Source organism: Nonomuraea longicatena, from assembly GCF_039525605.1.
Classification (GTDB): domain Bacteria; phylum Actinomycetota; class Actinomycetes; order Streptosporangiales; family Streptosporangiaceae; genus Nonomuraea; species Nonomuraea longicatena.
Genome location: NZ_BAAAHQ010000017.1, coordinates 19,540 through 46,236, shown reverse-complemented (window position 1 = coordinate 46,236; position 26,697 = coordinate 19,540). Strand labels below are relative to the sequence as shown.

General features: G+C 71.8%; 24 protein-coding genes. 14 read left to right on the top strand and 10 right to left on the bottom strand.

Annotation, left to right across the window (positions count from 1 at the left end; all coding sequences use genetic code 11):
- Positions 1 to 159 precede the first annotated feature (159 nt).
- A complete protein-coding gene (locus ABD120_RS17980; protein ID WP_343951057.1) occupies positions 160 to 600 on the bottom strand; it encodes an SAV_6107 family HEPN domain-containing protein in 441 nt (146 codons plus the stop codon).
- 766 nt (positions 601 to 1,366) lie between these two features.
- On the opposite strand from ABD120_RS17980, the gene ABD120_RS17975 reads away from it, so the two are divergent.
- Positions 1,367 to 1,801: a protein-tyrosine phosphatase family protein gene (locus tag ABD120_RS17975; protein ID WP_343951056.1), complete on the top strand. Its 435-nt coding sequence runs from the start codon at positions 1,367 to 1,369 to the stop codon at positions 1,799 to 1,801.
- Between the two features lie 486 nt (positions 1,802 to 2,287).
- Here the strand turns inward: ABD120_RS17975 and bldD are convergent, their stop codons facing one another.
- From bldD to ABD120_RS17930, 9 genes are all read right to left on the bottom strand, one after another.
- Positions 2,288 to 2,782, bottom strand: a complete 495-nt coding sequence (bldD, locus tag ABD120_RS17970; protein WP_055503136.1) for a transcriptional regulator BldD — start codon at positions 2,780 to 2,782, stop codon at positions 2,288 to 2,290.
- 299 nt (positions 2,783 to 3,081) lie between these two features.
- Positions 3,082 to 3,960, bottom strand: coding sequence for a universal stress protein (locus tag ABD120_RS17965; protein ID WP_343951055.1), 879 nt, complete (start codon positions 3,958 to 3,960; stop codon positions 3,082 to 3,084).
- On the bottom strand, positions 3,957 to 5,372 hold the full coding sequence (locus ABD120_RS17960; RefSeq protein WP_343951225.1) for an amino acid permease: 1,416 nt from the start codon (positions 5,370 to 5,372) through the stop codon (positions 3,957 to 3,959). Before ABD120_RS17960 ends, ABD120_RS17965 begins: the two co-directional genes overlap by 4 nt.
- Positions 5,373 to 5,401: 29 nt before the next feature.
- The gene (gene arcC, locus ABD120_RS17955) at positions 5,402 to 6,337 is read right to left on the bottom strand and encodes a carbamate kinase (RefSeq protein ID WP_343951054.1); all 936 of its coding nucleotides are present in this window, start codon (positions 6,335 to 6,337) and stop codon (positions 5,402 to 5,404) included.
- Positions 6,338 to 6,342: 5 nt separating this feature from the next.
- Positions 6,343 to 7,347 carry an ornithine carbamoyltransferase gene (gene argF, locus ABD120_RS17950; RefSeq protein WP_343951053.1) on the bottom strand — a complete coding sequence of 335 codons (1,005 nt, stop codon included), beginning with the start codon at positions 7,345 to 7,347 and terminating at the stop codon, positions 6,343 to 6,345.
- A 21-nt stretch (positions 7,348 to 7,368) separates the two neighbouring features.
- Positions 7,369 to 8,613, bottom strand: a complete 1,245-nt coding sequence (locus tag ABD120_RS17945) for an arginine deiminase (RefSeq protein WP_343951052.1) — start codon at positions 8,611 to 8,613, stop codon at positions 7,369 to 7,371.
- A 13-nt stretch (positions 8,614 to 8,626) separates the two neighbouring features.
- Positions 8,627 to 10,042: an amino acid permease gene (locus ABD120_RS17940; RefSeq protein ID WP_343951051.1), complete on the bottom strand. Its 1,416-nt coding sequence runs from the start codon at positions 10,040 to 10,042 to the stop codon at positions 8,627 to 8,629.
- 82 nt (positions 10,043 to 10,124) lie between these two features.
- The gene (locus ABD120_RS17935) at positions 10,125 to 10,370 is read right to left on the bottom strand and encodes a DUF3040 domain-containing protein (RefSeq protein ID WP_343951050.1); all 246 of its coding nucleotides are present in this window, start codon (positions 10,368 to 10,370) and stop codon (positions 10,125 to 10,127) included.
- 64 nt (positions 10,371 to 10,434) lie between these two features.
- On the bottom strand, positions 10,435 to 11,343 hold the full coding sequence (locus tag ABD120_RS17930; protein WP_343951049.1) for a F0F1 ATP synthase subunit gamma: 909 nt from the start codon (positions 11,341 to 11,343) through the stop codon (positions 10,435 to 10,437).
- 148 nt (positions 11,344 to 11,491) lie between these two features.
- On the opposite strand from ABD120_RS17930, the gene pyrR reads away from it, so the two are divergent.
- The 13 genes from pyrR to ABD120_RS17865 all read left to right on the top strand — a co-directional run.
- Entirely contained in the window at positions 11,492 to 12,025 is a 534-nt protein-coding gene (pyrR, locus tag ABD120_RS17925; RefSeq protein WP_343951048.1) for a bifunctional pyr operon transcriptional regulator/uracil phosphoribosyltransferase PyrR, read from the top strand.
- Positions 12,022 to 12,936, top strand: coding sequence for an aspartate carbamoyltransferase catalytic subunit (locus ABD120_RS17920; RefSeq protein ID WP_343951047.1), 915 nt, complete (start codon positions 12,022 to 12,024; stop codon positions 12,934 to 12,936). The genes pyrR and ABD120_RS17920 overlap by 4 nt, the downstream gene beginning before the upstream one ends.
- The gene (locus tag ABD120_RS17915) at positions 12,936 to 14,225 is read left to right on the top strand and encodes a dihydroorotase (protein WP_343951046.1); all 1,290 of its coding nucleotides are present in this window, start codon (positions 12,936 to 12,938) and stop codon (positions 14,223 to 14,225) included. The genes ABD120_RS17920 and ABD120_RS17915 overlap by 1 nt, the downstream gene beginning before the upstream one ends.
- A complete protein-coding gene (gene carA, locus ABD120_RS17910; RefSeq protein WP_343951045.1) occupies positions 14,222 to 15,322 on the top strand; it encodes a glutamine-hydrolyzing carbamoyl-phosphate synthase small subunit in 1,101 nt (366 codons plus the stop codon). Before ABD120_RS17915 ends, carA begins: the two co-directional genes overlap by 4 nt.
- Positions 15,309 to 18,596, top strand: coding sequence for a carbamoyl-phosphate synthase large subunit (gene carB, locus ABD120_RS17905; protein WP_343951044.1), 3,288 nt, complete (start codon positions 15,309 to 15,311; stop codon positions 18,594 to 18,596). The genes carA and carB overlap by 14 nt, the downstream gene beginning before the upstream one ends.
- 36 nt (positions 18,597 to 18,632) lie before the next feature.
- Positions 18,633 to 19,490, top strand: a complete 858-nt coding sequence (locus tag ABD120_RS17900; protein ID WP_343951043.1) for a dihydroorotate dehydrogenase electron transfer subunit — start codon at positions 18,633 to 18,635, stop codon at positions 19,488 to 19,490.
- A complete protein-coding gene (locus ABD120_RS17895; RefSeq protein ID WP_343951042.1) occupies positions 19,480 to 20,448 on the top strand; it encodes a dihydroorotate dehydrogenase in 969 nt (322 codons plus the stop codon). Before ABD120_RS17900 ends, ABD120_RS17895 begins: the two co-directional genes overlap by 11 nt.
- Positions 20,445 to 21,143: an orotidine-5'-phosphate decarboxylase gene (gene pyrF / locus ABD120_RS17890; protein ID WP_343951041.1), complete on the top strand. Its 699-nt coding sequence runs from the start codon at positions 20,445 to 20,447 to the stop codon at positions 21,141 to 21,143. The genes ABD120_RS17895 and pyrF overlap by 4 nt, the downstream gene beginning before the upstream one ends.
- Positions 21,144 to 21,825: 682 nt before the next feature.
- Entirely contained in the window at positions 21,826 to 22,149 is a 324-nt protein-coding gene (mihF, locus tag ABD120_RS17885; protein ID WP_157244637.1) for an integration host factor, actinobacterial type, read from the top strand.
- 44 nt (positions 22,150 to 22,193) lie between these two features.
- A complete protein-coding gene (gene gmk / locus ABD120_RS17880) occupies positions 22,194 to 22,838 on the top strand; it encodes a guanylate kinase (protein WP_425563993.1) in 645 nt (214 codons plus the stop codon).
- 4 nt (positions 22,839 to 22,842) lie between these two features.
- Positions 22,843 to 23,112 (top strand): DNA-directed RNA polymerase subunit omega, encoded by a 270-nt coding sequence (gene rpoZ / locus ABD120_RS17875; RefSeq protein ID WP_343951040.1) that lies wholly within the window; start codon positions 22,843 to 22,845, stop codon positions 23,110 to 23,112.
- An 8-nt stretch (positions 23,113 to 23,120) separates the two neighbouring features.
- Positions 23,121 to 24,311, top strand: coding sequence for a bifunctional phosphopantothenoylcysteine decarboxylase/phosphopantothenate--cysteine ligase CoaBC (gene coaBC, locus ABD120_RS17870; protein ID WP_343951039.1), 1,191 nt, complete (start codon positions 23,121 to 23,123; stop codon positions 24,309 to 24,311).
- 565 nt (positions 24,312 to 24,876) lie between these two features.
- Positions 24,877 to 26,697: TPM domain-containing protein (locus ABD120_RS17865; RefSeq protein ID WP_343951038.1), on the top strand; the 1,821-nt coding region annotated here is incomplete at its 3' end.

Genomic DNA, 26,697 nt, shown 5'->3' with positions numbered 1-26,697 from the left:
TGACGGTAATGCTTTTGCGTCTCGTGAAGTGGGCGAGCGCGGGCATGGCAATGGGCCGGTCCGGAGCGGCGCTCGCGGACGGCGAGAGGTGTCTGGCCCGTCAGGGTCGTCAGGGTCGTCAGGTGAGGCGGGCCATGCGCGGCTTCGGGGCCGGGTGGCTCAGCCCGCCAGTTGGATCGGGAGGGGCGGCTGGGTGGGGGCGCCCAGGAGTTCTTCGGCCGTTCTGACGAAGGTCTCCGCCTCGGACAGCAGTTCGTCGGCGTCGGCCGCGCTGATGCCGCGCACCATGCCCGCCTCGGCGGCGGCGCGCTTGGCGGCGCTCACCGAGAAGTAGGCCGCCCACTCGGAGAGCCGGGGCTCGGCCTCGGGCAGGAGCTCCCACGCGCTGCGCAGGCGGCGTCTGCGTCCCTCCATGGGACGTGGGCGTGCGGCCAGGATGGCGGCCGCCGCCCGCAGCGCGGCGAGGTGGGCCGAGACGTAGCGGGTGGCCGGGGTGCGGGCCGTGACCGCCTCGGTCAGGTGGGAACGTGAATCCGCCAGGTATGCCCGCACCGTGGCCGGCAATCCGGGCCCGGTGGTCTCTGGCTGCCTTGGGGACATCTTGCGCGCCTCCTTGGGGGTTGTGGCGGCTGCCGGCGTTCCCGCCGGTGAAGCCAACGATCGCAGACCCCACCGACATTTCCGCCGGGCGGCCGGACGAGGAGCTTCCCCTCTCCCCGTCCGGCCGGGACGCGCCCGATCGTCTCCGCCGACGACGAGGACACGCCCTTTCGCCCGTGGACCCTGGCCGCGGGCAGCCGCCATGGGGATGGCGAAGTGCCCGCGACCAGGTCCTGCGCGAACGTGAGCCGCGAGCCTCACGTTCGCTATCGAACATAGTTTCGATCGACGTGGATGTCAATCACTTGGAGAACACAAGTTCGATCGCCGCCCCATGCTTCACATCGTTCCCGCCTCGGCCCACCGATCTGATGTCTCAAACGCCCGAATCCCCTAGCGAAAGGCCCCGGATCTCTTACGGCGCGGCCACCCTCGGCCGCGTCCACGCTGCGTAGGCGCCTCGGCTGAAGGGCGGACCGCACTCGCCGTGATCGCGGAGGAGGCGATGGCGTTCACCGGCGCTCGGCGCCCGCCGCACGACAGCCCGGTTGCCGGGCACCGGTCGCGAAGCGGGGAGAACCCCGCTCGTGCGGGCGAGGCGATGACGGATCCCGATGTCGGACAGTACGCTCAGGGCCCGCTCATGCGGGCGAGACGATGACGTGGCCGACGACCTGGGGAGGAGCGCGTGGTGGGGGCGCTAGGGCGAAGGGGCGAACGGGTGCGAACCAACTGATCCAATGAATCAACGGTGAAGGAGCGGCCAGTGGGAGACGTCAGGTTGGCAGGGGCTGTGGAGATGCCCGATCACTGCTGGGTACGCGGGCGCGGCCTGCGGCATGGGCTCCCCGAGGGGCCGTTGCCGGAGTTCGGCCTCTACCTGGTGTCGGCGCGGGTCTGGCGCAAGCAGGAGGTCGCCTGGGAGCACATCTGGGTTGAATGGCCGGACTTCCTGCTGCCGCGTGACCGTGACGCCGCCGTACGCGCGATCCGGGAGTTGCATCGGCGAGCTCTCGACGGGCAGCGGGTCGAGGTGGCCTGCGGAGGAGGTGTCGGTCGGACGGGAACCGTCATGGCCTGCCTGGCGACACTGTCCGGGCTGGCGCCGGACAAGGCGGTGAACTGGGTGCGTGAGGAATACCATCCCCGGGCCGTCGAGACGCCGTGGCAGCGCCGCTGGATCGGCCGGTTCGCGGAGTGACGTCCGGCGTGACGCCCGGCCGTCCGCATGACGGCGGCCGCCCGATTGTCTGCGGGACGCGGATGCGCGGGCCATCCGTGGGGCGGCGGCCACCCGTGAGGCGGCGGTCATCCGTGGGGCGGCTGCCACCCGCGACGGCGGCTGCACGGGGCGGCGGCCGCCCGGTTGTCTGCGGGACGCGGATGCGCGGTCATTCGTGCGGCGGCGGCCGCGCGGGGCACGGATGCGTGGGACGGCGTGCCCCCGGGAGGTATCGATCGTCGTAAGAACCGCGCGGGGCGCGGGTGCGTGGGACGGCGGCCGCGCGGGCTGCGGCCGGTCTTCACGACGCCGTCAGGGCGGGTTCGGGTGAACGGAGCACGCGTCCTGGAGCCCCGGCCCTGAAGCGGTCGTCCTGAAGGTGCTCACCGCGGTGCGCGCCTCGTATGGAGCGTGAGCACGACGAGGGGGCGTGTCGCGACACGCCCCCTCGTCACCTGCCTGACGTCAGAACGACTCGACCGCGCGGCGGGCCTCCGCGTCGAGCACGCCCCAGCTGATCAGTTCCTCGGTCAGCTCGCTCGGCGACTTGTCGTAGATCACCGCCAGGGAGCGCAGGTCCTCCTGGCGGATCGACAGCACCTTGCCGTTGTAGTCGCCCCGCTGCGACTGGATGGTGGCCGCGTAGCGGGCCAGGGCCCCGGCCTTCTCCTTGGGCAGCGCGGCAAGGCGCTCAAGGTCGATCACGAGCTTCGGCGTCGGCCCGAGCGGGCTCGGCGCGGCGCCTCCGGGCAGCAGCTCGGAGACGGGCACCCCGTAGAAGTCGGCAAGCTCGGCAAGCTTCTGCACCGTGACCGCCCGGTCGCCACGCTCGTAAGAGCCCACGACCACGGCTTTCCAGCGGCCGCGTGACTTCTCCTCGACCCCGTGCAGGGACAGGCCCTGCTGGGTGCGGATGGCGCGGAGTCGCGCACCCAGCGACTTTGCGTACTCAGACGGCATTGTTTTGGCCCCCGGCTTCTCGTATGTACTTCTATCGGTAGATTGTGCCCCCTTGCGGCGGATCGCCGGGCCACCGGGGGTCGTGTGCCGAGCGCGGCACCATCGGCAGCCGTGGCTCCGGATTTACTCCGGATCGCCGCGAGGTGTGGTTACGCACAGTGACGGTAAAGGGGGGAAAGCCGGAGGTCAAGCTGATTGGAAAAAAGATGCTGAATCCGGTCCGACATGGATCGCCTCAATCGCCCCTGTTGCCCCATTAATACCAGTACTTAGGCATAGTTTGCCGGAGGATATCCCCCCTACGGCTCGCGGGTGAGGATCATCACCGGCCGGGTGGCCGCCTTGACGATTTTGATCGAGGTGTCGCCCAGGAAAACCCGCCTCAGCGGCCCTGTACTGCTCGACGCGCAGATGATCAGCTCGCCCGGCAGCCAGTCCGTCTCCGCCAGCGCGCGGGCCACCGTACGGCCCTCCAGGACCTCCACGTCCACCTCCAGCCTCCGCCGCTGGCCGCGCGCCGCCGCCCGCAGGTCGGCGGCCGCCTGCCGGCGCAGGCTCTCGGCCATCTCCTGCTCGATCCTCGCCCTCCTGCCCCCGTCGACGACCAGGGTGACCAGCCGCAGCGGCACGTCCAGACCGGCCGCCGTCCGCGCGGCGAGCGGCACCGCCGCGTCGCAGCCGGGACCGCGCCGGTAGGCCACCGTCAGCCGCTCGAACTCCGGCGGACCGTCCTCCGCCCAGCCCTTCGGCGCCAGCAGCACCGGCACCGGCGAGGAGTGCAGCAGCTGATCGGCCGTACTGCCGAGCGAGATGCGCCCCCTGCCGCCGCCGGGTGCCGAGCCGATCACGACCACGTCCACGTCGCGGCGGCGGGCCAGTTCGACGAGCCCGCGCCCGCTGCCCTTGTTCGTGTGGACCACGTACTCGGCCTCCGGCCCGCCCCGCTCGCCGATCAGCCCGCGCGCCTGCTCCAGCGTCGCCGCCGCCTGCTCGCGCAGGTAGGCGCGCCAGGCGCTCTCGTCGGCCCTGGCCGGCCCCGGGGTGTTCCAGACCGGCGGCTGTACGGTCGCCACCGCCAGCCGCGCCCCCGCCTGGCGCGCGAGCGCGAGTGCGAGGGTCAGCGCGTCGCGTCCCCTGGGTTCCGGGATGAACCCGGTGAGCACGTTCTCGATCTTCATGACTGCATCTCCGTGCGCAGGCGGGAGTGACGGTAGCCGTACAGGAAGTAGCAGCCGAACCCGACGGCCAGCCACAGCAGGAACGCCACCCACGTGACCCCGGCCAGCCCGGCCATGACCACCACGCACATGATCACCCCGAGGACGGGCGTCAGCGGGAAGAACGGCGTCTTGAAGTCGCGGGGCAGATCCGGCCGCGTACGGCGCAGCACGATCACCCCCACGTTGACGATCGCGAACGCGAACAGCGTGCCGATGCTCGTCGCCTCGGCGAGCTGCCCGAGCGGGATCAGCCCGGCCAGTACGGAGACGAACGACGCCACGATGAGCGTGTTGGCCACCGGCACCTGGCGGCGCGGGTTCACCTTCTGGAACACGCGCGGGATCAGCCCGTCGCGCGACATCGCGAACAGGATGCGGGTCTGGCCGTACATGACGGTGAGCACGACGCTGGCGATGGCGATGACGGCGCCGAAGGACACGATGACGCCCGGCCAGGTGGCGCCGGTGGCCAGGTTGACGATGAGCGCGAGGCCGGCCTCGGTCGTCTCGGGGTTGAACTCGGTCCACGGCATGGCGCCGACCGCGGCCGTGGCGACGAGCACGTAGACGACGGTGACGATGACCAGCGACAGCACGATGGCCAGCGGCAGGTCGCGCCGGGGGTTCTTGGCCTCCTCGCCCGCCGTGGAGGCCGCGTCGAAGCCGATGTAGGAGAAGAACACCTGGGAGGCCGCGGCGGTGATGCCGGCGATGCCGAGCGGGGCGAACGGGGTGAAGTTCTGCGCCTGGAACGCGGTGAAGGCGACCACGCAGAAGAACAGCAGCACCGCGACCTTGATGAGCACGAACACCACGTTGGCGGCGGCGGACTCCGAGGCGCCGCCGAGCAGCACCCAGGTGGCCAGCAGCACGATGAGGATGGCGGTGACGTTCACGACGCCGCCGCTCTCGCCGGGGGAGTGGGTGATCGCGGCGGGCAGTTGCCAGCCGAACAGGTCCTGGAGGAAGGCGTTGAGGTACTGCCCCCAGCCGACGGCCACGGCGGCGACCGACACGGCGTACTCCAGCATCAGGCACCAGCCGCACACCCAGGCCACGATCTCGCCGAGCGTCGCGTAGGCGTAGGAGTACGACGAGCCGGACACCGGGATGGTCCCGGCCAGTTCGGCGTAGCTCAGCGCGGAGAACAGCGCGGTGATCGCGGCCATCACGAACGCGAGGATCACGGCCGGGCCCGCCTTGGGAACCGCCTGGCCGAGGATGACGAAGATGCCGGTGCCGAGGGTGGCGCCGACGCTGAAGAGCGTCAGCTGCCACAGGCCCATGGTCCGGCGCAGCTCGCCGCCCTCGCCGTGCCCGGCCTCGCCGACGATCTCGTCGGTGGGCTTGGTGCGCCACAACTGCCGCATCAGGGTCACCGTCACCTCCGGTTCTGGATCTAGAGCGTGCTGGTCAGGGGCCAGGTGGCGCTCGGCGTCACGATCGTGCCCGCCGTCCCGTCGAGGATCCGGGCGGCCTGGTCGAGGCGGCCGATCGCGGCCATGTCGCCGGTCGTCTCGACGAAGCGGCACACGGCCTCGACCTTCGGCCCCATCGAGCCCGGCGGGAACTCGATGGCGCGCAGCTCGTGCGGCGTGGTGTGCCCGATCTCGCTCTGCCGCGGGGTGCCGTAGTCGCGCATGACCCGGGCGACGTCGGTCAGGATGAGGAAGGCGTCGCACTCCAGGGCCTCGGCCAGGACCGAGGCCGTCAGGTCCTTGTCGATGACGGCCTCGACGCCCGTGAGGCGTCCCTGCGGGTCGCGGACGACCGGAACCCCGCCGCCGCCCGCGCAGACCACCACGACGCCGTCGCGCACGGCCCTGCGGATCAGCCGGGTCTCCACGACCCGCTGCGGCGTCGGCGAGGGGACGACGCGGCGCCAGTACGGCCCGTCCGGCTTGACCGTCCAGCCGTTCTCGCGGGCGAGCTTCTCCGCCTCCTCCCGTTCGTAGACGCGCCCGACGAACTTGGCCGGATCGTCGAAGGCCGGATCGACGGCGGAGACCAGGGTCTGAGTGACCAGCGCCATGACCTGCCTGCCGGGCAGCGCGTTCTGCAGCGCCTGAAGGATCCAGTAGCCGATCATGCCCTGGGTCTCGGCGCCGAGGGTGTCGAACGGGTACGGCCCGCTCAGCTCGCTGTCGCCGGCGCTCTCCAGCGCCAGGACGCCGACCTGGGGGCCGTTCCCGTGTGTGATGATCAGCTCGTGCTCCTCCGCGAGCGTGGCCAGCGACCTGACGGCGACGGCCACGTTGGCGATCTGAGGGGCGGCGTCCGGTTTCTGCCCGCGCTTGAGGAGCGCGTTGCCGCCGAGCGCGACGATGACCCGCATCGCGCTCAGTCCCCGAGGGTGGCCACCATGATGGCCTTGATCGTGTGGAGCCGGTTCTCGGCCTGGTCGAAGACGATCGAGCGCGCGGACTCGAAGACGTCCTCCGTCACCTCCAGGGACGGCAGGCCGGTCTTCTCGAAGATCTCCTCGCCGACGGCGGTCTCGCGGTTGTGGAAGGCGGGCAGGCAGTGCATGAACCGCACCCTGGGATTGCCGGTGAGCTCCAGGACCCGGTGGTCGACCCGGTAGGGCCGCAGGAGCTCGATCCGCTCGTCCCACACGCGTTTCGGCTCGCCCATCGACACCCACACGTCGGTGTAGACGAAGTCGGCGCCCTCGACGCCCTTCGCGACGTCGTCGGTGACGGTGATCCGCGCCCCGGTGCTCCGGGCCAGTTCCTCGGCGGGCCGGACGACGAGCCCCGGGTCGGGCCGCAGCGCCTTCGGCGCCACGAGGCGCACGTCCATGCCGAACATCGCGCCCGTCACCAGCAGCGAGTTGCCCATGTTGTTGCGGGCGTCACCGAGGTAGGCGAACGACAGCTCGCGCAGCGGCCGCTCGCCGTGCTCCCGCATGGTCAGCATGTCGGCGAGCATCTGCGTCGGGTGCCACTGGTCGGTCAGCCCGTTCCAGACCGGCACCCCCGAGTAGGCGGCCAGCTCCTCGACGTGCGCCTGAGCGCTGCCCCTGTACTCGATGCCGTCGAACATCCGGCCGAGAACGCGGGCGGTGTCCTTGACCGACTCCTTGTGCCCCATCTGCGACCCGGCCGGGTCCAGGAAGGTGACGTGCGCGCCCTGGTCGTGCGCGGCGACCTCGAACGCGCAGCGGGTGCGCGTCGAGGTCTTCTCGAAGATCAGCGCGATGTTCCTGCCGCGCATCCGCTGCCGCTCGGTCCCGGCGTACTTGGCCGCCTTGAGGTCGGCGGACAGGCGCAGCAGGAACGCGAACTCCTCCGGTGTGAAGTCGAGCTCCTTGAGGAAGCTGCGCCCGCGCAGGTTGAATGCCATGTGGTCCCCCGAAACCGTTCGTCAGATGCCGTCGCGCTCCAGCGGGCAGCTCATGCAGCGGGGCCCGCCGCGCCCCCTGCCCAGCTCGGAGCCCCTGATGGTGATCACCTCGATGCCGTGGGAGCGCAGGTGGTTGTTGGTCGTGGTGTTTCGCTCGTAGGCGAGCACCACGCCGGGCTCGACGGCCAGGACGTTGCAGCCGTCGTCCCACTGCTCGCGCTCGGCCGCGTACACGTCCTGGTGGGCGGTGAGGACGGTGATCTCGTCCAGGTCGAGCGCCCGCGCGATGGCCTTGTGCATGTCCTCGGCCGGGTGGTCGGTGACCTTGAGCTCCTTCTCGGTGTCACCGGGCTCGATCGTGTACGACGGCAGCATGCCGAGCCCGGCGTACTGCGTGAACACGCCCACGTCCACCATGGTCATCACGGTGTCCAGGTGCATGAACGCCCGCGCCTTCGGCATGTTCAGCGCCACGATCTTCCGGGCGCCCGCCGAGTGGAAAAGGTTGCGCGCGAGCATCTCGACCGCCTGCGGCTGGGTGCGCTCGCTCATCCCGACGAGGACGGCGCCGCGCCCGATGACCAGCACGTCCCCGCCCTCGATGGTGGCGGGCGCGACCGCGGTGCCCGGCATCCACACGTTGAACCCGCCCTCGTCCGGCTTGCCGAACCCGGCGGCGAAGGCCGGATGGAAGCGGTAGACGGCCTCCAGGTTGATCGTCTCGGCCTGCCGGGCCTTCTTGCGCATCGCGTTGATCGACACGCCGTTGTAGATCCAGCAGGAGGTGTCGCGGGTGAACAGGTGGTTGGGCAGCGGCGGCAGGACGAAGTCCTCCTCGGTGAGCGCGTGGTAGGCCACGCTCTTGGGGTCCACGCCGCGCTCCAGCATCTCGCCCTTGGTGATCCCGCCGGTCAGGAACGGCTGCAACTCGGCGGAGGGCATCGCGTCCAGTGTGTTGCGCACGGCGTCGGTGGCCAGCGGGCCCAGCCAGCGCTCGTCCACGACGTGCTCCAGCACGTGCTTGCGGGCCTCGGGGATGTCGAGGGTCTCGCGCAGCAGGTCGGCCAGCAGCCACACGGTGACGCCGAGTTCGCGCAGCACCCGCTGGAACTCCTCGTGCTCCTCCACGGCCCGCTGCACCCAGAGCACGTCGTCGAAGAGGAAGTCGTCCTTGTTGGTGGGGGTCAGGCGCTTGAGGGCCAGCCCCGGCCGGTGCAGCAGTACCTGACTGAGCCTGCCCACCTCGGAGTCGACGTGAAAGGTCATGTGTCTGCCGTCCCTAGTCGGTCGTCGGAGTGGTTTCGCGCGGGCCGTACTCGCCGCGCCTGGACTTGACCCAGATGTAGACGGGCACGCCCACGAGGAGCATCAGGAAGCCGATGAAGATCGCGTCCTTCCCGGCGCCGTACGTCATCCAGAAGGCGAACAGGATCGCCACGGCGCAGACGGCCAGGTCCCGCCCCAGCCGCGCGCCCTGGATCCGCCTGGCCCCCGTGACGAGCCAGTACAGCTGGGCGCAGGCGGAGAAGAAGTACGGGATGACCGTGGTGAAGGTGGCGATGAGCAGGATCGCGTCGAACCCGGTGTCGGTGCCCAGGTAGTTGTAGAGCATCGCGGCCGTCGTGAGCGCCGTGCCCACCACGATGCCGATCCAGGGGGCGCCGCGCCGGGTCTCGCGGGTGAACGCCTTCGGGAACATGCCGTCGCGGGCGGCGGCCAGCGGCATCTCGGCGACCAGCATGATCCAGCCGCTGAGCGCGCCGACGCCGGACACGATGGCGCAGGCGGCCATGATGCCGCCGCCGACGCCGCCGCCGAACATGTTGTTGATGGCGTCGGCGAAGGGGGCCGTCGAGTGGGGGAGCCGCTCGTACGGCACGGTGCCGAAGACGGCCACGGTGGACAGCAGGTACATCGCCGCGCAGATCAGCACGCCGTACACGCTGGCGCGGCCGATGTTGCGCCTGGGGTCGCGCACCTTCTCGGCGACGATGGTGCCGCTCTCGACGCCGGAGTAGATGAACAGGGCGAGCGCGCCCGCCGTCGACAGGGCGGCCGCCCAGTTTCCCCCGGTGGCGTTGAACGGGCCGAAGTTCGCGCTCTGGACGAAGAACAGGCCGACCACACCGACGAAGACCAGCGGGATGAACTTCAGCACGGTGGTGACCAGTGCGAAGGTGCCGATGTTCCGCACGCCGGACAGGTTGATCAGCGCCGGGAGCCACAGGCCGACCAGGGCGATGGCGATCTGCCCTCCGGCGCTGTCCCAGTGCAGGAAGTAGTTGACGTAGTTGACCCAGACGACGACGATCGCGGCGTTGCCGATCCAGGCGGTCAGCCAGAACGACCAGGCGGTCCAGAACCCGGTGAACTCGCCGAAGGCGTCGCGGGCGTAGGCGTACGGCCCGCCCGCCGAGGGGATGCGGGCGCCGAGCCGGCCGAAGACGACGGCCAGCGCCACGGCCCCGACGGTGACGAGGACCATGGCGAGCAGGCTGACGGTCCCGTACGCCGACAGCGAGGCGGGCAGCAGGAAGACGCCGGTGCCGACGATGTTGCCGACGACCAGGGCGGTGGCCTGGGCGAGGCTGAGCTTGCCCGGTTCGGAGTCCTGTCCTGCCGCCGCGCCGTCGCCCGGGGGCGACCGGTCGGAGGTCAGCCCGCTTCGCGGACTGTCGCCGACAGGTCCACCCATGCGCGCCCCCCGGCACCGTCGTCACAGGACAAACGGTGACGTGCCCCTAGAGGTAGGGACTAACACGGCGGGTGCCCGGAAATTACCTGATCACGGTCTGGGTCAGGGGATCGGGTGAACCGGTGCTGAGCGCGAGCGCGACGGTGAAGACGGCCAGGCACACGGCGATCAGCGCCACCGGCCACAGCTCGCGCGCCGAGCGGGTGTCGGCATCGGCATCGGCATCCTCGTCGTGGGCGGCCAGGCGGGCGGCGAGGGCGGGCTCCTCCGCGCGGATGCGGCGCGCGATGGCGTCGAGCTCGGCCTGCTCGCGCGCGGACAGCGCCATGACATAACTCCCCCCGAAACCTGAAAGGAGGTTTTATCCTGATTCTTCCGCTTTCGCCAAATCGTCAGCGGTGCTCCAGCGCCTCGGCGCCGCTCACGATCTCGGTGATCTCCGTCGTGATCTCGGCCTGCCTGGCCTCGTTGGCCTGCCGGGTCAGCTTCTCGATCAGCTCCGTCGCGTTCTCCGTCGCGGCCATCATCGCCGTGCGCCGCGCCGCGTGCTCGGCCGCCGCCGACGACAGCATCATGTACCAGATCCGCGAGCGCACGTACTTGCGCAACAGCGCGTCCAGCACCTCGTGCGGCGACGGGTCGAACTCGTAGGGCGCCTTCGGGAAGCCGCCCGGCGGCCGCACGTCCTCCTGCTCGACCTCCTCCACCTCCATCGGCAGGATCCTGGTCGCCACCGCCTTCTGCGTCAGCATCGAGACGAACTCGGTGTGGACCACGTGCACCCCGCCCACCCCGCCCTCGCGCGTCGGCATGTCGAACGCCTCGATGAGCGTCTGCCCGACCTCCGCCGCCGTCGCGTACTCGGGCCGCCCGGTGGACCCCGTCCACCGCCCCGCCGTCCCGAGGCCGCGGAAGTCGAACCACTCGGCCCCCTTGCGCCCGACCACGTAGTGCACGACCTCCTTGCCCTGGCGCTCGAACAGCGCGCGCAGGGCCTGGCCGTGCTTGATCACGTTGTGGTTGTAGCCGCCCGCGAACCCCCGGTCGCTCGCCATCACCAGCACCGCCACCCGCGAGGCGTCCGGCCGCTCGTTGAGCAGCGCGTGGCCGATGTGCAGGTGGTGGCTCACCAGCGCCGAGACCGCCCGGGAGATCTCCCGTGAGTACGGCTCGGCCGCCGAGGCCCGCTCGCGCGCCCGGCCCACCCGCGCCGAGGCGATCAGCTCCTGCGCCCGCGTGATCTTGGCCGTGGACCTGACCGACCTGATCCGCTGCCGGATCCGGCGAAGCTCCGCACCCAACGTAACCCTCCGATCACAGAACGTGCCAGACCAGGCTAACCCCAGCGGGCCCCGCCGTATCGTCGCTGGTAGTGCCTGGTACTGTGTGTCCCGACCGACACCCTTTTAAGTCCCGTCCCGTGAGGCGGGGAAGGTGGTGAGATCCCGCATGTCCCAATCCAGGGCCGTCCTCGAAGGCCCCGACATCCACCGGGCGCTGACCCGGATCGCGCACGAGATCCTCGAGCGCACCAAGGGCGCCCAGGACGTCATCCTCCTCGGCATCCCGACCAGGGGCGCGACGCTCGCCGACCGCATCGCGGCCCGGCTGGAGCAGGTCGAGGACGTCAAGGTCCCGCGCGGCTCGCTCGACATCACGATGTACCGCGACGACCTGCGCTCCAAGCCCGCCCGCGCGCTCGGCCACACCGAACTGCCCGCAGAGGGCATCGACGACCGGGTCATCGTCCTCGTCGACGACGTCCTGTTCTCCGGCCGCACCATCCGCGCCGCGCTCGACGCGCTCAACGATCTCGGCCGCCCGCGCGCCGTCCAGCTCGCCGTCCTCGTCGATCGGGGCCACCGCGAGCTGCCCATCCGCGCCGACTACGTCGGCAGGAACCTGCCCACCGCCAAGAGCGAGAAGGTCAAGGTCCTCCTGCGGGAGAACGACGGGCGCGACGCCGTGGAGCTGATCAAGTGAACAAGCACCTGCTTTCGGCCGCCGACCTCACCAGGGACGACGCGCTGCTCATCCTCGACACCGCCGAAGAACTCGCCAGGGTTTCGGAACGGTCCATCAAGAAGCTGCCGACACTGCGCGGCCGCACCGTGGTCAACCTCTTCTTCGAGGACTCCACCCGCACCCGCATCAGCTTCGAGGCCGCCGCCAAGCGCCTGTCGGCCGACGTCATCAACTTCTCCGCCAAGGGCTCGTCCGTCTCCAAGGGCGAGTCGCTCAAGGACACCGCCCTGACGCTGGAGGCCATGGGCGCCGACGCCGTCGTCATCCGCCACGGCGCCTCCGGTGCCCCGCACCGCCTGGCCGACTGGGTGCGCGGCAGCGTCGTCAACGCCGGAGACGGCACCCACGAGCACCCCACACAGGCCCTGCTCGACGCCTTCTCCATGCGCCGCCGCCTCGGCTCGCTCGACGGCCGCCGCGTCACGATCGTCGGCGACGTGCTCCACTCCCGCGTCGCCCGCTCCAACGTGCTGCTCCTTGCCACCCTCGGCGCCGAGGTCACCCTCGTCGCCCCGCCCACGCTGCTGCCCGTCTCGGTCGGCACCTGGCCGTGCGAGGTCTCCTACGACCTCGACGCCGTCCTGCCCAAGTCCGACGCCGTCATGATGCTCCGGGTGCAGAAGGAGCGCATGAACGCCGCCTACTTCCCGAGCGAGCGCGAGTACTCCCGGCGCTACGGCCTCGACCGCGACCGCTTCGCCAAAATGCCCGACGAGGCCATCGTCATGCACCCCGGCCCCATGAACAGGGGCATGGAGATCGCCGCCGAGGTGGCGGACTCCGCGCGCTCGACCATCGTCGAGCAGGTCGCCAACGGCGTGACCACCCGCATGGCCGTCCTGTACCTGCTCCTCGGGGGAGAGATCTGATGCTGATCGCCAACGTACGGATCCTCGGCGGCGAGCCCGCCGACATCAGGATCGAGGACGGCCGCGTCGCCGAGATCGGCACCGGCCTCAAGGGCGGCGCCGAGGTCGTCGACGGCAGGGGCGCCGTCGCGCTGCCCGGCCTGGTCGACCTCCACACCCACCTGCGCGAGCCCGGCCGGGAGGACGCCGAGACCGTCCTCACCGGCACCCAGTCGGCCGCCAGGGGCGGCTACACCGCCGTCCACGCCATGGCCAACACCTCGCCCGTCGCCGACACCGCCGGTGTCGTCGAGCAGGTCTACCGGCTCGGCCAGGAGGGCGGCTACTGCGACGTGCGGCCCGTCGGCGCCGTCACCGTCGGCCTGGAGGGCAGGCAGCTGGCCGAACTCGGCGCCATGGCCGACTCCGCCGCCCGGGTCCGCGTCTTCTCCGACGACGGCCGCTGCGTGGACGACGCCGTCCTCATGCGCCGCGCCCTCGAGTACGTCAAGGCCTTCGACGGCGTCGTCGCCCAGCACGCCCAGGAGCCCAAGCTCACCGAGGGCGCCCAGATGAACGAGGGCGTCGTCTCCGGCCGCCTCGGCCTGGCCGGCTGGCCCGCCGTCGCGGAGGAGGCGATCATCGCCCGCGACTGCCTGCTGGCCGCACACGTCGGCTCGCGCCTGCACGTCTGCCACGTGTCCACCGCGGGCTCCGTCGAGATCATCCGCTGGGCCAAGTCCAAGGGCTGGAACGTCACCGCCGAGGTCACGCCCCACCACCTGCTCCTCACCGACGACCTCGTCGAGGACTCGCCCAACGGCCCCTACAACCCCATCTACAAGGTCAACCCGCCGCTGCGCACCCGAGCCGACGTCGAGGCGCTGCGCACGGCCCTCGCCGACGGCACCATCGACGTGGTCGCGACCGACCACGCCCCCCACCCGGTCGAGGACAAGGAGACCGAGTGGGCGGCCGCCGCCATGGGCATGATCGGCCTGGAGACCGCGCTCAGCGTCGTCCAGGAGGCCATGGTCGACACCGGCCTGCTCGACTGGGCGGGCGTCGCCGCGCGCATGTCCGCCAAACCCGCCGAGATCGGCCGCCTGGCCGGCCACGGCCACCCGATCGAGGCCGGGGCCCCGGCCAACATCGTCCTGTACGACCCCTCCGCGCGCACCGAGGTCGATCCACGCGGGTTCACCTCCAAGAGCCGCAACACCCCGTACGAGGGCATGACCCTGCCCGGCCGCGTGATGGCTACCTTCCTGCGCGGCAAGCCCACCGTCCTCGAAGGGAAGCTGGTGTGACCGACGCGGTGCTCGTCCTGGAAGACGGCCGTTTCTTCCTCGGAACCCCCTACGGCGCCGAAGGCGAGACGTTCGGCGAGATGGTCTTCAACACCGGCATGACCGGCTACCAGGAGACCCTCACCGACCCCTCCTACCACCGCCAGATCGTGGCGATGACCGCGCCCCACATCGGCAACACCGGAGTCAACGACGAGGACCCCGAGTCCTCGCGGGTCTGGGTCGCCGGATACGTGGTGCGCGAGCCCTCCCGCGTGGTCTCCAACTGGCGGGCCACCCGCTCGCTCGACGCCTACCTCAAGGAGCAGGGCGTCGTCGGCATCGCCCTGCGCGGCACCCGCGCGCTCACCCGCCACCTGCGCGAGCGCGGCGCCATGCGCGCCGGCATCTTCACCGCGCCCGGCGAGCCGGTCGAGGCCCTGGCCGAGCGGGTGCGGCAGGCGCCCCTCATGGAGGGCGCCGCCCTCGCGGCCGAGGTGTCCACCGCCCGGCCGTACGTGGTGCCCGCCGTCGGGGCCAAGCGGTTCACCGTGGCCGCCGTCGACCTCGGCATCAAGGGCATGACGCCGCAGCGCATGGCCGAGCGCGGCTGCGAGGTGCACGTGCTGCCCGCGGACGCCACCTTCGAGCAGATCATGGCGGTACGTCCCGACGGCGTCTTCTTCTCCAACGGGCCGGGCGACCCGGCCACCGCCGACGTCACCGCCCTGCGGAAGGTGCTGGAGGCCAGGGTGCCGTTCTTCGGCATCTGCTTCGGCAACCAGCTCTTCGGACGGGCGCTGGGCCTTTCCACCTACAAGCTGCGCTACGGCCACCGGGGGGTCAACCAGCCGGTCAAGGACGTGCGCACCGGCAAGGTGGAGATCTCCGCCCACAACCACGGCTTCGCCGTACAGGCGCCGCCGGCGTTCGACACGCCGTACGGGCCGGGTGAGGTCAGCCACGTCAACCTCAACGACGGCTGCGTCGAGGGGCTGCGGCTGCTCGACGGGCGCGCCTTCAGCGTCCAGTACCACCCGGAGGCGGCCGCGGGGCCGCACGACGCCGCATACCTTTTCGACGAGTTCTGTGAGGTCATGAGCCGTGCCCAAGCGTGAGGACATCTCGTCGGTCCTGGTGATCGGCTCCGGCCCCATCGTCATCGGGCAGGCGTGCGAGTTCGACTACTCGGGCACCCAGGCCTGCCGCGTGCTGCGCGACGAGGGCTTCCGGGTGATCCTGGTCAACAGCAACCCGGCCACGATCATGACCGACCCCGAGTTCGCCGACGCCACCTACGTCGAGCCGATCACCCCCGAGTTCGTCGAGAAGATCATCGCCAAGGAGCGCCCCGACGCGCTCCTGCCGACGCTGGGCGGGCAGACCGCGCTCAACACCGCCGTCGCGCTGCACGAGGCGGGCGTGCTTGAGCAGTACGCCGTCGAGCTGATCGGCGCCGACTTCGACGCGATCCAGGCGGGGGAGAACCGCGAGCGTTTCAAGGAGATCGTCGCCAAGGTCGCGCGCGAGCACGGCCTCAACGCCGAGTCCGCCAAGTCGATCATCTGCCACACCATGGACGAGTGCCTGGCCGCCGTGCCCGAGCTGGGCTACCCGCTGGTCGTGCGGCCCTCCTTCACCATGGGCGGAGTCGGCTCCGGCTTCGCCCACGACGAGGCCGACCTGCGCCGCATCGCGGGCGCCGGGCTCGACGCCTCGCCGACCACCGAGGTGCTCCTGGAGGAGTCCATCCTCGGCTGGAAGGAGTACGAGCTGGAGGTCATGCGCGACAAGCACGACAACGTGGTCATCGTGTGCTCCATCGAGAACATCGACCCGATGGGCGTCCACACCGGCGACAGCGTGACCGTCGCGCCCGCGCTGACCCTCACCGACCGCGAGTACCAGAACATGCGCGACGTGGCCATCGCGGTCATCCGCGAGGTCGGCGTCGACACCGGCGGCTGCAACATCCAGTTCGCGGTCAACCCGCGCACCGGCCGCATGATCGTCATCGAGATGAACCCGCGCGTGTCGCGCTCCAGCGCCCTGGCCTCCAAGGCCACCGGCTTCCCGATCGCCAAGATCGCCGCGAAGCTGGCCATCGGCTACACCCTCGACGAGATCCCCAACGACATCACCAAGGAGACCCCGGCCTCCTTCGAGCCGACCCTCGACTACATCGTGGTCAAGGTGCCGCGCTTCGCCTTCGAGAAGTTCCGCGGCGCCGACCAGACCCTCACCACGCACATGAAGTCGGTGGGCGAGGCCATGGCCATCGGCCGCTCGTTCACCGAGGCGCTGCAGAAGGCGCTGCGGTCGCTGGAGAAGAAGGACTCGGCCCTCTCGTGGGCCGGGCCCGTCGAGGACAGGACGGCGCTGCTCGACGCCTGCCGTACCCCCCACGACGGGCGGCTGCGCACGATGCAGCAGGCGATCAGGGCCGGCGCCGCCGCCGCCGACCTGGTCGAGGCCACCAGCGTCGACCCCTGGTTCGTCGACCAGCTCATGCTGCTCGACGAGGAGGCGCGGGCGCTGGCCGAGGCCGCGGAGCTGTCTCGCGAGGTGCTGGAGCGGGCCAAGCGGCACGGCTTCTCCGACGCCCAGATCGGCGAGATCAGGGGGCTCGGCGAGACCCGTGTGCGCGACCTGCGCCACGCTCTCGGCCTGCGCCCGGTCTACAACACCGTCGACACCTGCGCGGCCGAGTTCGCCGCCCGCACGCCCTACCTCTACTCGACCTACGACGAGGAGAACGAGGTCCCGTACGGCGAGCGGCCCAAGGTCCTCATCCTCGGCTCCGGCCCCAACCGCATCGGCCAGGGCATCGAGTTCGACTACGCCTGCGTGCACGCCTCCTTCGAACTGTCGCGCGCCGGGTTCGAGACCGTCATGGTCAACTGCAACCCCGAGACCGTCTCCACCGACTACGACACCTCCGACCGGCTCTACTTCGAGCCGCTCACGCTGGAGGACGTCCTTGAGGTCGTCCACGCCGAGCAGCAGACCGGCCCGGTCGTGGGCGTCATCGTCCAGCTCGGCGGCCAGACGCCGCTCGGCCTGGCCCAGGCGCTCAAGGACGCGGGCGTGCCCGTGGTCGGCACCTCGCCCGAGTCGATCCACCTCGCCGAGGAGCGCGGCGCGTTCGGCCGGGTGCTGGCCGAGGCCGGGCTGCCCGCGCCCAGGCACGGCACCGCGCTCAGCGTCGCCGAGGCCCTGGAGATCGCCGAGGAGATCGGCTACCCGGTGCTGGTGCGTCCCTCGTACGTGCTGGGCGGCGCCGGCATGGCGATCGTCTACGACGACGAGACCCTGACCACGTACATGGCGGCCCAGGAGGGCGGCCACCCGGTGCTCGTCGACAAGTTCCTCGACGAGGCCATCGAGATCGACGTCGACGCGCTGTTCGACGGCGAGGAGCTCTACCTCGGCGGCGTCATGGAGCACATCGAGGAGGCCGGGATCCACTCCGGCGACTCGGCGTGCGCGCTGCCGCCGATCACCCTCGGCGGCAACGACATCAAGCGCATCCGCGCCGCCACCCTCGGCATCGCCGAGGGGGTCGGGGTGCGCGGGCTGCTCAACGTCCAGTACGCGATGTCGGCCGGTGTCCTGTACGTCCTGGAGGCCAACCCCCGGGCCAGCCGTACGGTCCCCTTCGTGTCGAAGGCGACCGCGGTGCCGCTGGCGAAGGCGGCCGCCCGCGTCATGATGGGCGCCACGATCGCCGAACTCCGCGCCGAGGGCATGCTGCCCGCGACCGGCGACGGCGGCACCCTGCCGCTGGATGCCTCGATCGCGGTCAAGGAGGCGGTGCTGCCGTTCAACCGCTTCCGGGGCGTCGACACCGTGCTCGGCCCCGAGATGCGCTCGACCGGCGAGGTCATGGGCATCGACGAGTTCTTCGGCATCGCCTACGCCAAGTCGCAGGCGGGCGCGTACGGCGAGCTGCCGGTCAAGGGCCGCGCCTTCGTCTCGGTCGCCAATCGGGACAAGCGCTCGATGATCTTCCCGGTGCGCGCGCTGGCCGATCTCGGCTTCGAGATCCTCGCCACCGAGGGCACCGCCGAGGTGCTGCGCCGCAACGGGGTCCATGCCAAGATCGTGCGCAAGCAGAGCGACGGCGAGGGACCCGGAGGTGAGCCCACGATCGTCCGGCGCATCCTGGACGGCGAGGTCGACCTGATCGTCAACACCCCGTTCGGCAGCCCGGGGCAGTCGGGGCCGAGGCTCGACGGCTATGACATCCGCACCGCGGCGGTGCTGCGCGGCATCCCGTGCATCACCACGGTCCAGGGACTCGCCGCGGCCGCCGCGGGCATCCAGGCCAAGGTTAGGGGCGATGTTGGCGTACGGTCCCTCCAGGAGCACGCACGAGCGCTTCGGGGGTGACCCCGCAGGAGGTGAGCGACACTGGCCGGCACACCGGTGCAGGTGACGGGCACGGTGCTGACGACGCGCCGGGTCGACGCCTATCATGCGCTGACCGTGGTGGCGCCCGGCATCGCCGAGCGCTTCCGCCCCGGCCACTTCGTGAGCGTGTCGGTGGGCGGCGCGCGCACCTCGATGGTGACGCGCCGCGCCCTGTACGTCCACGACGTCAAACCTGAGTACGGCGGCACGGTGGAACTCGTCTTCACCGCCGCCGGGCCGGGCACCTCCTGGCTGGCCGAGCGGCGCGCCCGTGACACGATCGCCCTGGTGGGACCGCTCGGGCGGCCGTTCCCGCTGCCGCGCGACCCGTGCCACTGCGTGCTGGTCGGCGCCGAGCACGGCGCCGCCGTCCCCATCCCGCTGGCCGACGCGCTGGCCGAGCGCGGCTGCCGGGTCGACTTCGTGCTCGGCGCGGCCTCGGCCGACCGGGTGTTCGGCGCGATGCGGGCCAGGCGCATGGCCGAGCGCGCCACGGTCACGCTCACCACGGAGGACGGCTCGCTCGGCGTGCGCGGCGCGGTCACGGACGCGCTGCCCGGCGTGATCGCCGACACCCGCGCCGACGTCGTGTACGCCTGCGGCCCGATGCGCACGCTGCGCGAGGTCACGGCGGTGGGGATCGAGGCCGGCATCCCGGTCCAGGTGGCGGTGGAGGAGTCGATGGCGTGCGGCATCGGCATCTGCATGACGTGCGTGCTGCCGGTCATCGGCGACGACGGCGTGACGCGGATGCTGCGGGCCTGCGCCGACGGCCCGGTGTTCAGGGGGGAGCGGGTGCGGTTCGAGGACGTCGGGACGATCCCGTTCGACGCGCTCGGCGCGCCGGGGGGTGGCGCCCGACATGTCGGTTGACATGCGGACCTTCCTCGCGCACGTCGAACTCGCCAGCCCGGTCACCACCGCCGCGGGGTGCGCGGCGTCGGGCCGCGAACTCGCCCAGTTCTTCGATCTGCACCGGCTCGGCGCCCTCGTCACCAGGTCGATCACGATGGCGCCGCGCGCCGGGCGGCCGACGCCGCGCATGGCGGAGACGCCGTCGGGGATGCTCAACGCGGTCGGCCTCCAGGGGCCGGGCATCGACGTCTTCCTCGAACGCGAGCTGCCGTGGCTGGCCCAGCGCGGCATCAAGACCATCGTCTCGATCGGCGGCGGCACCGTCGCCGAGTACGCGGCGCTGGCGCGCAGGCTCGCCGACGCGCCGGGCGTGACGGCCGTCGAGGTCAACCTGTCGTGCCCGAACATCGAGGACAGAGGCCGGGTGTTCGCCCGCGAGGGCGGTGCGGCCGCCGAGGTCGTCGCCTCGGTCCGCTCGGTCATGAGGTACGACGCGCCGGTCGTGGCCAAGCTCGCACCGGACGTGGCCGACATCGTCTCGGTGGCGCGGGCCTGCGTGGACGCGGGCGCCGACGCCCTTTCCATGATCAACAATCCGCTCGGCATGAGCATCGACACCGTCTCGCTGCGCCCGGCGCTCGCCGCCGTGACCGGGGGACTGTCGGGCCCGGCCGTGCTGCCGCTGGCGGTGCGGTGCGTGTGGCAGGTCCACTCGGCGCTGCCCGGCACACCCATCGTCGGCGTCGGCGGCGTCATGACCGGCGAGGACGCCTTCCAGCTCGTCCTCGCCGGAGCCTGCGCGGTCGGCGTCGGCACGGCGCTCTTCCACGACCCCTACGCGTGCCTGCGCATCGAGCGCGAACTCGAGGACCTGCTGCGCGCACGCGGCTTCCAGCGCCTGGCCGACGCGGTCGGCCTGGCCCATCGCCCGCCGGGCAGCCCCGCCCGCCACCTGCACGAGGAGAGCTCCCTGTGACGCCGAGTCCCGCCCCCATCGCCGTCGCGCTCGACGCGCCGGACCTCGCGACCGCCGCCCGCTGGGCCGGGCTGGTCGCCCCGCACGTCACCACCGTCAAGGTCGGGCTGGAGCTGTACCTCCGCCACGGGCCGGACGTGGTCGCGGCCGTGCGGGAGGCGGGCGAGCTGAGCGTCTTCCTCGACCTGAAGCTGCACGACATCCCCAACACCGTCGCGGGGGCCGCAAGGGCCGTCTCACGGCTGCGGCCGTCGATCCTGACGGTCCACGCCTCCGGGGGGCCCGCGATGATCCAGGCGGCCGTCGAGGGCGCGCCAGGGGCCAGGATCGCGGCGGTGACCGTGCTCACGTCGATGACGGAGGCCGATCTCGCCGCCGTCGGGCTGGCCGGGCCCGCCGAGGCGGCGGTGCGGCGGCTGGCGGCGATGGCGGTGACGGCGGGGGCGACGGCGGTGGTGTGCTCGCCGCACGAGGTGGCGGCCGTGCGGGCGGAGGTCGGACCCGACGTCCTGCTGATCACGCCGGGGGTGCGTCCCGAGGGCGGCGGCACGCAGGACCAGGCGCGGGTGGCGACGCCCGAGCGGGCCCTGGCCGACGGCGCGGACCTGCTGGTGATCGGCCGCCCGATCACGGGCGCCGAGGACCCGGGCGCCGCCGCGGCGGCCATCGCGGCCGCCCTGCGCAAGGCGGGCTGAGCGCGGGCGCCCGTCGCGCCGCGTCCCCCGACGGCGGGCCTTCCGTTACCGCGCGTTCTCTCCGATGGGCTTTCCGTTACGGCGCGGCCCCCTTACCCGCCCCCCGCCGACGTGCGTTTCCGGCCGTGCGCCACGCCACTCGCCGCATCGCGTCCCGCCGTGACGGCGTTCCCTTACCCGAGTAAGGCCCCGGCCCTTACCGGAATATGCCTCCGGCGTTCCTGAGAAGGCTCTCAGGGCGTTTTCGGGAGCTCCCGGTGGACGGATAAGGGGGCGGCGTCTCGGCGGGGCGTAGGACGCTTTCAGGAGCGGCGCCCGGAGAGGCGCGCACACGGCGGCGGGGCGCGGTGGGGCGGCTTCGCCGTGAAGGTGGGTTCGGGCCGCGGAACGCGGACCCCGCCGGGCCGGACGCGGGCATGGCACGGCCCGCAACCCTCGGCGGCGCCGGGGTTCGCGGCCCCTGGCGGGGTCGCCGCGACAGGCATGATCACTTTAGCGGCAACCCCGTGAGAAGCGGGAAGTGAACGCGATTCGGTCACCACACGGTAGTTTTCCGAGCACGGAGAGTGAACGTCTCGATTTTGTCGTGACAGAAACCGCTCTTGGCGTTGCCTAGGTGGCGATGACCAGCTAGTTTCCCCTCTCGTCCGAGTACATCGACAGAAATTCGAGGTGACCCGGCGTGGCTCTTCCTCCCCTGACCCCCGAGCAGCGCGCCGCAGCCCTTGAGAAGGCTGCCAAGGCCCGTAAAGAGCGTGCCGAGGTCAAGAACCGGCTCAAGCATGGCGCGGTTTCTCTGGCTGAGGTGCTCAAGGACGGGCAGACCGACGACGTCATCGGCAAGATGAAGGTGTCGGCGCTTTTGGAGTCGCTCCCCGGCGTGGGCAAGGTGCGCGCCAAGCAACTCATGGAGCGGCTCACGATCGCCGAGTCGCGCCGTGTGCGCGGTCTCGGCGCGAACCAGAGGGCAGCCCTCGAGCGCGAGTTCGGTGGTGGCGAGAGCTAATCTCGTCTTCACACGAACGAGCTGCTTCAAACGGGGGGTAGGAAGTGACCGACAGGTCTTGGTCCGACAGTACGAGGACCCGTGACACGGCGGTCGGCTTCCCTCCTCCCAGACGTCTGACGGTCCTGTCCGGGCCGTCGGGCGTCGGTAAGTCCACGGTCGTCGCCGAGATCCGGCAGGCACACCCAGAGGTGTGGCTGTCGGTCTCGGTGACCACCAGGAAGCCCCGCCCCGGAGAGGTGCACGGGCTCCACTACTTCTTCGTCGACGGCCCCGAGTTCGACCGGCTCGTCGGCGCGGGCGAACTCCTCGAATGGGCCGAGTTCGCCGGCAACCGCTACGGCACGCCGCGCGCGGCCGTGCTGGAGCGGCTCGGCGCCGGGATCCCCACGTTGCTGGAGATCGACCTTGAGGGCGCGCGGCAGGTCCGCGAGGCGATGCCGGAGGCGCTGCTGGTCTTCCTCGCCCCGCCCACCTGGGAAGAGCTTGAGAAGCGGCTGCGCGGCCGAGGCACCGAGCCCGACGACGTCATCGAGCGCCGCCTCGCCGCCGGACGCGTCGAGATGGCGGCCGAACCGGAATTCGACCTCACCCTGGTCAACACGAATGTCCAGGACGTATGCCACCGGCTGATAGCCTTGATGACCGACCCTCAGGGGGTCGCGACATCCACCAACCGAGAGGTCTGACACCGTGGCAGGAATGTCCCCGGTCGCTGAGGGCATCACCAACCCGTCGATCGACTCGCTGCTCGACATCGTCGACAGCAAGTACTCCTTGGTGATCATGGGCGCCAAGCGCGCCCGCCAGATCAACGCCTACTACTCCCAGCTCGGCGAGGGCCTGCTGGAGTACGTCGGCCCGCTGGTCGAGACGCACGCCCAGGAGAAGCCGCTGTCCATCGCACTGCGCGAGGTCTCAGAGGGCCTGCTCAACGCGGAGCCCATCGAAGGCGCGGTCTGACCTTCGCGATGAAGGTCGTCCTCGGAGTCAGCGGCGGCATCGCCGCGTACAAGGCGTGCGAACTGCTGCGCCTGTTCACCGAGTCGGGGCACGAGGTGCGGGTGGTCCCCACCCGCGACGCCCTGCGCTTCGTCGGCGAGCCCACCTGGGCCGCGCTGTCGGGCAATCCGGTGTCCACCGAGGTGTGGGACGACGTCCACGAGGTCCCCCACGTCCGCATCGGCCAGGGCGCCGACCTCGTCGTCGTCGCGCCGGCCACCGCCGACGTGCTCGCCAAGGCCGCCCAGGGGCTGACGGGCGACCTGCTCACCACGACGCTGCTCACGGCGCGCTGCCCCGTGGTGTTCGCGCCCGCCATGCACACCGAGATGTGGGAGCACCCGGCCACCCGCGCCAACGTGGCCACGCTCCGCGAGCGCGGCGCCGTGGTCATCGATCCCGCCTCCGGCCGCCTCACCGGCGCCGACACCGGCCCCGGCAGGCTGCCCGACCCGCCCGAGATCTTCGACGTCTGCCGCGCGGTGCTGCGCGGCGTCCCTCGCGACCTGGCCGGGCGCAGGGTCGTCGTCTCGGCGGGCGGCACCCGTGAGGCCATCGACCCGGTGCGCTTCATCGGCAACCGCTCCTCCGGCCTGCAGGGCTACTCCCTGGCCCGCACCGCCGTCGCGCGCGGCGCCGAGGTCACCGTGATCGCCGCCAACGTGGCGCTGCCCGACCCGGCGGGCGCCAAGGTGGTGCGCGTGGAGTCCACGGCGGAGCTCCGGGAGGCGGTGCTGTCCGCCTCCGACGGCGCGGACGCGGTCGTGATGGCGGCGGCGGTCGCCGACTTCCGGCCGGTCGCGCGGTCCGACTCCAAGATCAAGAAGACGTCCGGCGAGCCTGAGCCGATCCACCTGGCCGAGAACCCCGACATCCTCGCCGAACTCGGCGCGCGGCGGGCCGCCGAGGGGCAGGGGCCGTCGGTCATCGTGGGGTTCGCGGCCGAGACCGACAACGTGCTGGCCAACGGGCGCGACAAACTGGCCCGCAAGGGGTGCGACCTCCTGGTGGTCAACCAGGTGGGCGAGGGGCTGGCGTTCGGGCGGCCCGACAACGCCGCCACCATCCTGTCTGCCGACGGCGCGTCGGCCTACGTGCCGCTCGGGCCCAAGGACGATCTGTCCGACGCCGTGTGGTCGCTGGTGTCGGCCCGTCTCTGACCGCCGCGCTGTTCCGGCCGTTCCCGATCTTCTGCCTGTTGCGGGCGGTCGACGTCACGGGCGATCGACGTCGTGGCCCGTCCCCGCCTTGTCGCGGCCGATCGACGTCGCGGCCGATCCATGTCACGCCGATCCATGCCACGGCCCGGCCACGCCTTCGCCCTCGCGCCGCACCCTGTCGACGGCCTCCAGGGGCACGCTCCTCCCCGCACCGGTTCTCGCCGTGACGACTCCGCCGCCGGCCGTCCGAGGGCGCCGGCAGGGAACCGCCGTCCGTGACCCCGGGAGGGGCTTGGCGGGCGGTGTTCCGGCGGGGTGTCTTCCGGAGCGTGGCGCTCGGAGAGGCCCCTGGGCCGGAGCGGCGGGCGGCGGGTGGGGGCGGCTTCGCCGTGATGACGGGAAGCCGTGATGGCTGGGAACAGGGAGATACCCCGACGGGCGGCAAGGTAAAGGGAGGACCTGACGAAGCGGATATATGTGTACACGCTCCGCAGTCAGGGGATGGGGTGCCCAGGGGCTGGTTCGGGTTCGACGGGGGCGGTCGGCGTTGTCTGCTTGGGGCTTCTTGCTGCGTGTCGTCATTCTCGCCGTCGCGTGCGTCGCGACGGCGAGCGCCGCGCGCGCCGACTCGCCCCAAGCCCTCGACCAGACCGTCACCGACCGCGCCCACGTCCTCGGCTCGCGGCTGCCCGAGGTCCAGGGCGCCGTGGACCAGCTCGACTACCAGCACGGCGTGCGCCTGTACGTCGTCTACATCCCCGACTTCTCCGGCTGGAGCCCCACCACCTGGGCCGACCAGACCGCCGGGCTCAGCAGGCTCGGCCGCGACGACCTCGTCCTCGCCGTCGCCACCCGCGAACGCCGCTACGCCGTCTCCGCCGACGAGGACTTCCCCCTGCCCGACGGCACCCTCGACGCCGTCGCCAAGTCCGCCATCGCCCCCGCGCTGCGCCGGGGCGACTGGGCGGGCGCCGCCATCGCCGCCGCCCACGGGTACGGCGTCGCGCTCGCCGCCCCCAGGCCCGCCGCGGCCTCGGGCACCGGCTGGCTGCTCGGCGGCGTCGGCGTGCTCGCCGTACTGGGCGGCGGCCTCTACCTGCTGAGCCGCCGCCGCAGGTCCCGCCGCGAGCGGGCGGCGGCCAAGGACCTGGAGACCAGAGCCGGACAGGCGCTCGTCCACACCGACGACGCGGTCAAGACCTCCGAGCAGGAGGTGGGCTTCGCGACCGCCCAGTTCGGCGAGGAGGCGGCCGGTCCCTTCGCCTCGGCCCTCGCCTACGCCAAAGGCGAACTCGACCAGGCATTCCGCCTGCGCCAGCGCCTCGACGACGAGATCCCGGAGGACGCCGCCACCCGCAAGGCCATGCTGGAGGAGATCGTCAGGCGCTGCGCCGACGCCAACGCCCGCCTCGACGCCGAGTCCGAGGCGTTCGATCGGCTGCGCGACCTGGAGAAGCAGGCGCCGAAGGTGCTGGCGGAGGTCGAGCAGGCGTACGCGGAGCTGCGGCCGGGACTCGCGGAGGCCCGCCGGGTCCTGGCCGGCACCGCCGAGCGCTACGACCCCGTCGCGCTCACCCCCGTCGCCACGAACGCCGACGAGGCGGCCACCCGCCTGGACTTCGCCGGCCAGACCCTCGCCGCCGCCAGGACCTCGCTCGCGGCGGGCGAGTCCGGCCCCGCCGTCGCCCGCGTCCTCGCCGCCCAGTCCGCCGTCGACCAGGCGCGGCGGCTCCTCGCCGCGGTGACCAGACGGGCCGGCGACATCGCCCAGGCGGCCGCCGCGCTCAAGCCCGCGCTGGAGACCGTCGCCGCCAACCTCGCCGCCGCCAAGGCCCTCGCCGCCGACACCAGGTACACGGCCGACCTGGCCGCCCAGATCGCCTACGCCGAGAGCACCGCCACCCAGATCGCGACCGACGTCGCCGGCAGTCGCATCGACCCGATCGCCCTGCTGCGGCGCGTCGAGGAGGCCCAGGCGACGCTCGACCGGGCGCTCAAGGGCGTACGCGACAAGCAGGCCCGCCGGGAACAGGCGCGCGGACTGCTCGACCAGGCGCTGCTCACGGCCCGCAGCGAGATCGCCGCCACCGGCGACTTCATCACCGCCAACCGGGGCGCCGTCGGCAGCTGCACGCGCACCCGCCCCGCCTCGGCCGGGCGCCTGCTCGCGCAGGCCCACGCCCAGGCGGCCGAGGACCCCGCCACCGCCCTCGCGACGGCCCAGCGCGCCGACCTGCTCGCCCAGGAGGCCGGGCGCGCCGCCCGCTCCGAGGTCCAGGCGTTCGCGTACGGCGGCAGCGGGGGCGGCAGTGGCGGCGGCAGTGGCGGCGGCCGGGCCGTGATGGGCGCCGTCCTCGGCGGCATCCTCATCGACGGGATGCTCGGC

What these genes read in the sequence shown, in the direction of transcription:
- ABD120_RS17895 (WP_343951042.1), top strand. Translation starts at nt 19,480, where the DNA reads ATGTCGGTTGACATGCGGACCTTCCTCGCGCACGTCGAACTCGCCAGC.
- arcC (WP_343951054.1), bottom strand. Translation starts at nt 6,337, where the DNA reads ATGCGGGTCATCGTCGCGCTCGGCGGCAACGCGCTCCTCAAGCGCGGG.
- ABD120_RS17915 (WP_343951046.1), top strand. Translation starts at nt 12,936, where the DNA reads ATGCTGATCGCCAACGTACGGATCCTCGGCGGCGAGCCCGCCGACATC.
- ABD120_RS17960 (WP_343951225.1), bottom strand. Translation starts at nt 5,372, where the DNA reads ATGCGGCAGTTGTGGCGCACCAAGCCCACCGACGAGATCGTCGGCGAG.
- ABD120_RS17980 (WP_343951057.1), bottom strand. Translation starts at nt 600, where the DNA reads ATGTCCCCAAGGCAGCCAGAGACCACCGGGCCCGGATTGCCGGCCACG.
- pyrR (WP_343951048.1), top strand. Translation starts at nt 11,492, where the DNA reads ATGTCCCAATCCAGGGCCGTCCTCGAAGGCCCCGACATCCACCGGGCG.
- argF (WP_343951053.1), bottom strand. Translation starts at nt 7,347, where the DNA reads ATGGCATTCAACCTGCGCGGGCGCAGCTTCCTCAAGGAGCTCGACTTC.
- ABD120_RS17935 (WP_343951050.1), bottom strand. Translation starts at nt 10,370, where the DNA reads ATGGCGCTGTCCGCGCGCGAGCAGGCCGAGCTCGACGCCATCGCGCGC.
- ABD120_RS17940 (WP_343951051.1), bottom strand. Translation starts at nt 10,042, where the DNA reads ATGGGTGGACCTGTCGGCGACAGTCCGCGAAGCGGGCTGACCTCCGAC.
- ABD120_RS17945 (WP_343951052.1), bottom strand. Translation starts at nt 8,613, where the DNA reads ATGACCTTTCACGTCGACTCCGAGGTGGGCAGGCTCAGTCAGGTACTG.
- bldD (WP_055503136.1), bottom strand. Translation starts at nt 2,782, where the DNA reads ATGCCGTCTGAGTACGCAAAGTCGCTGGGTGCGCGACTCCGCGCCATC.
- ABD120_RS17965 (WP_343951055.1), bottom strand. Translation starts at nt 3,960, where the DNA reads ATGAAGATCGAGAACGTGCTCACCGGGTTCATCCCGGAACCCAGGGGA.
- coaBC (WP_343951039.1), top strand. Translation starts at nt 23,121, where the DNA reads ATGAAGGTCGTCCTCGGAGTCAGCGGCGGCATCGCCGCGTACAAGGCG.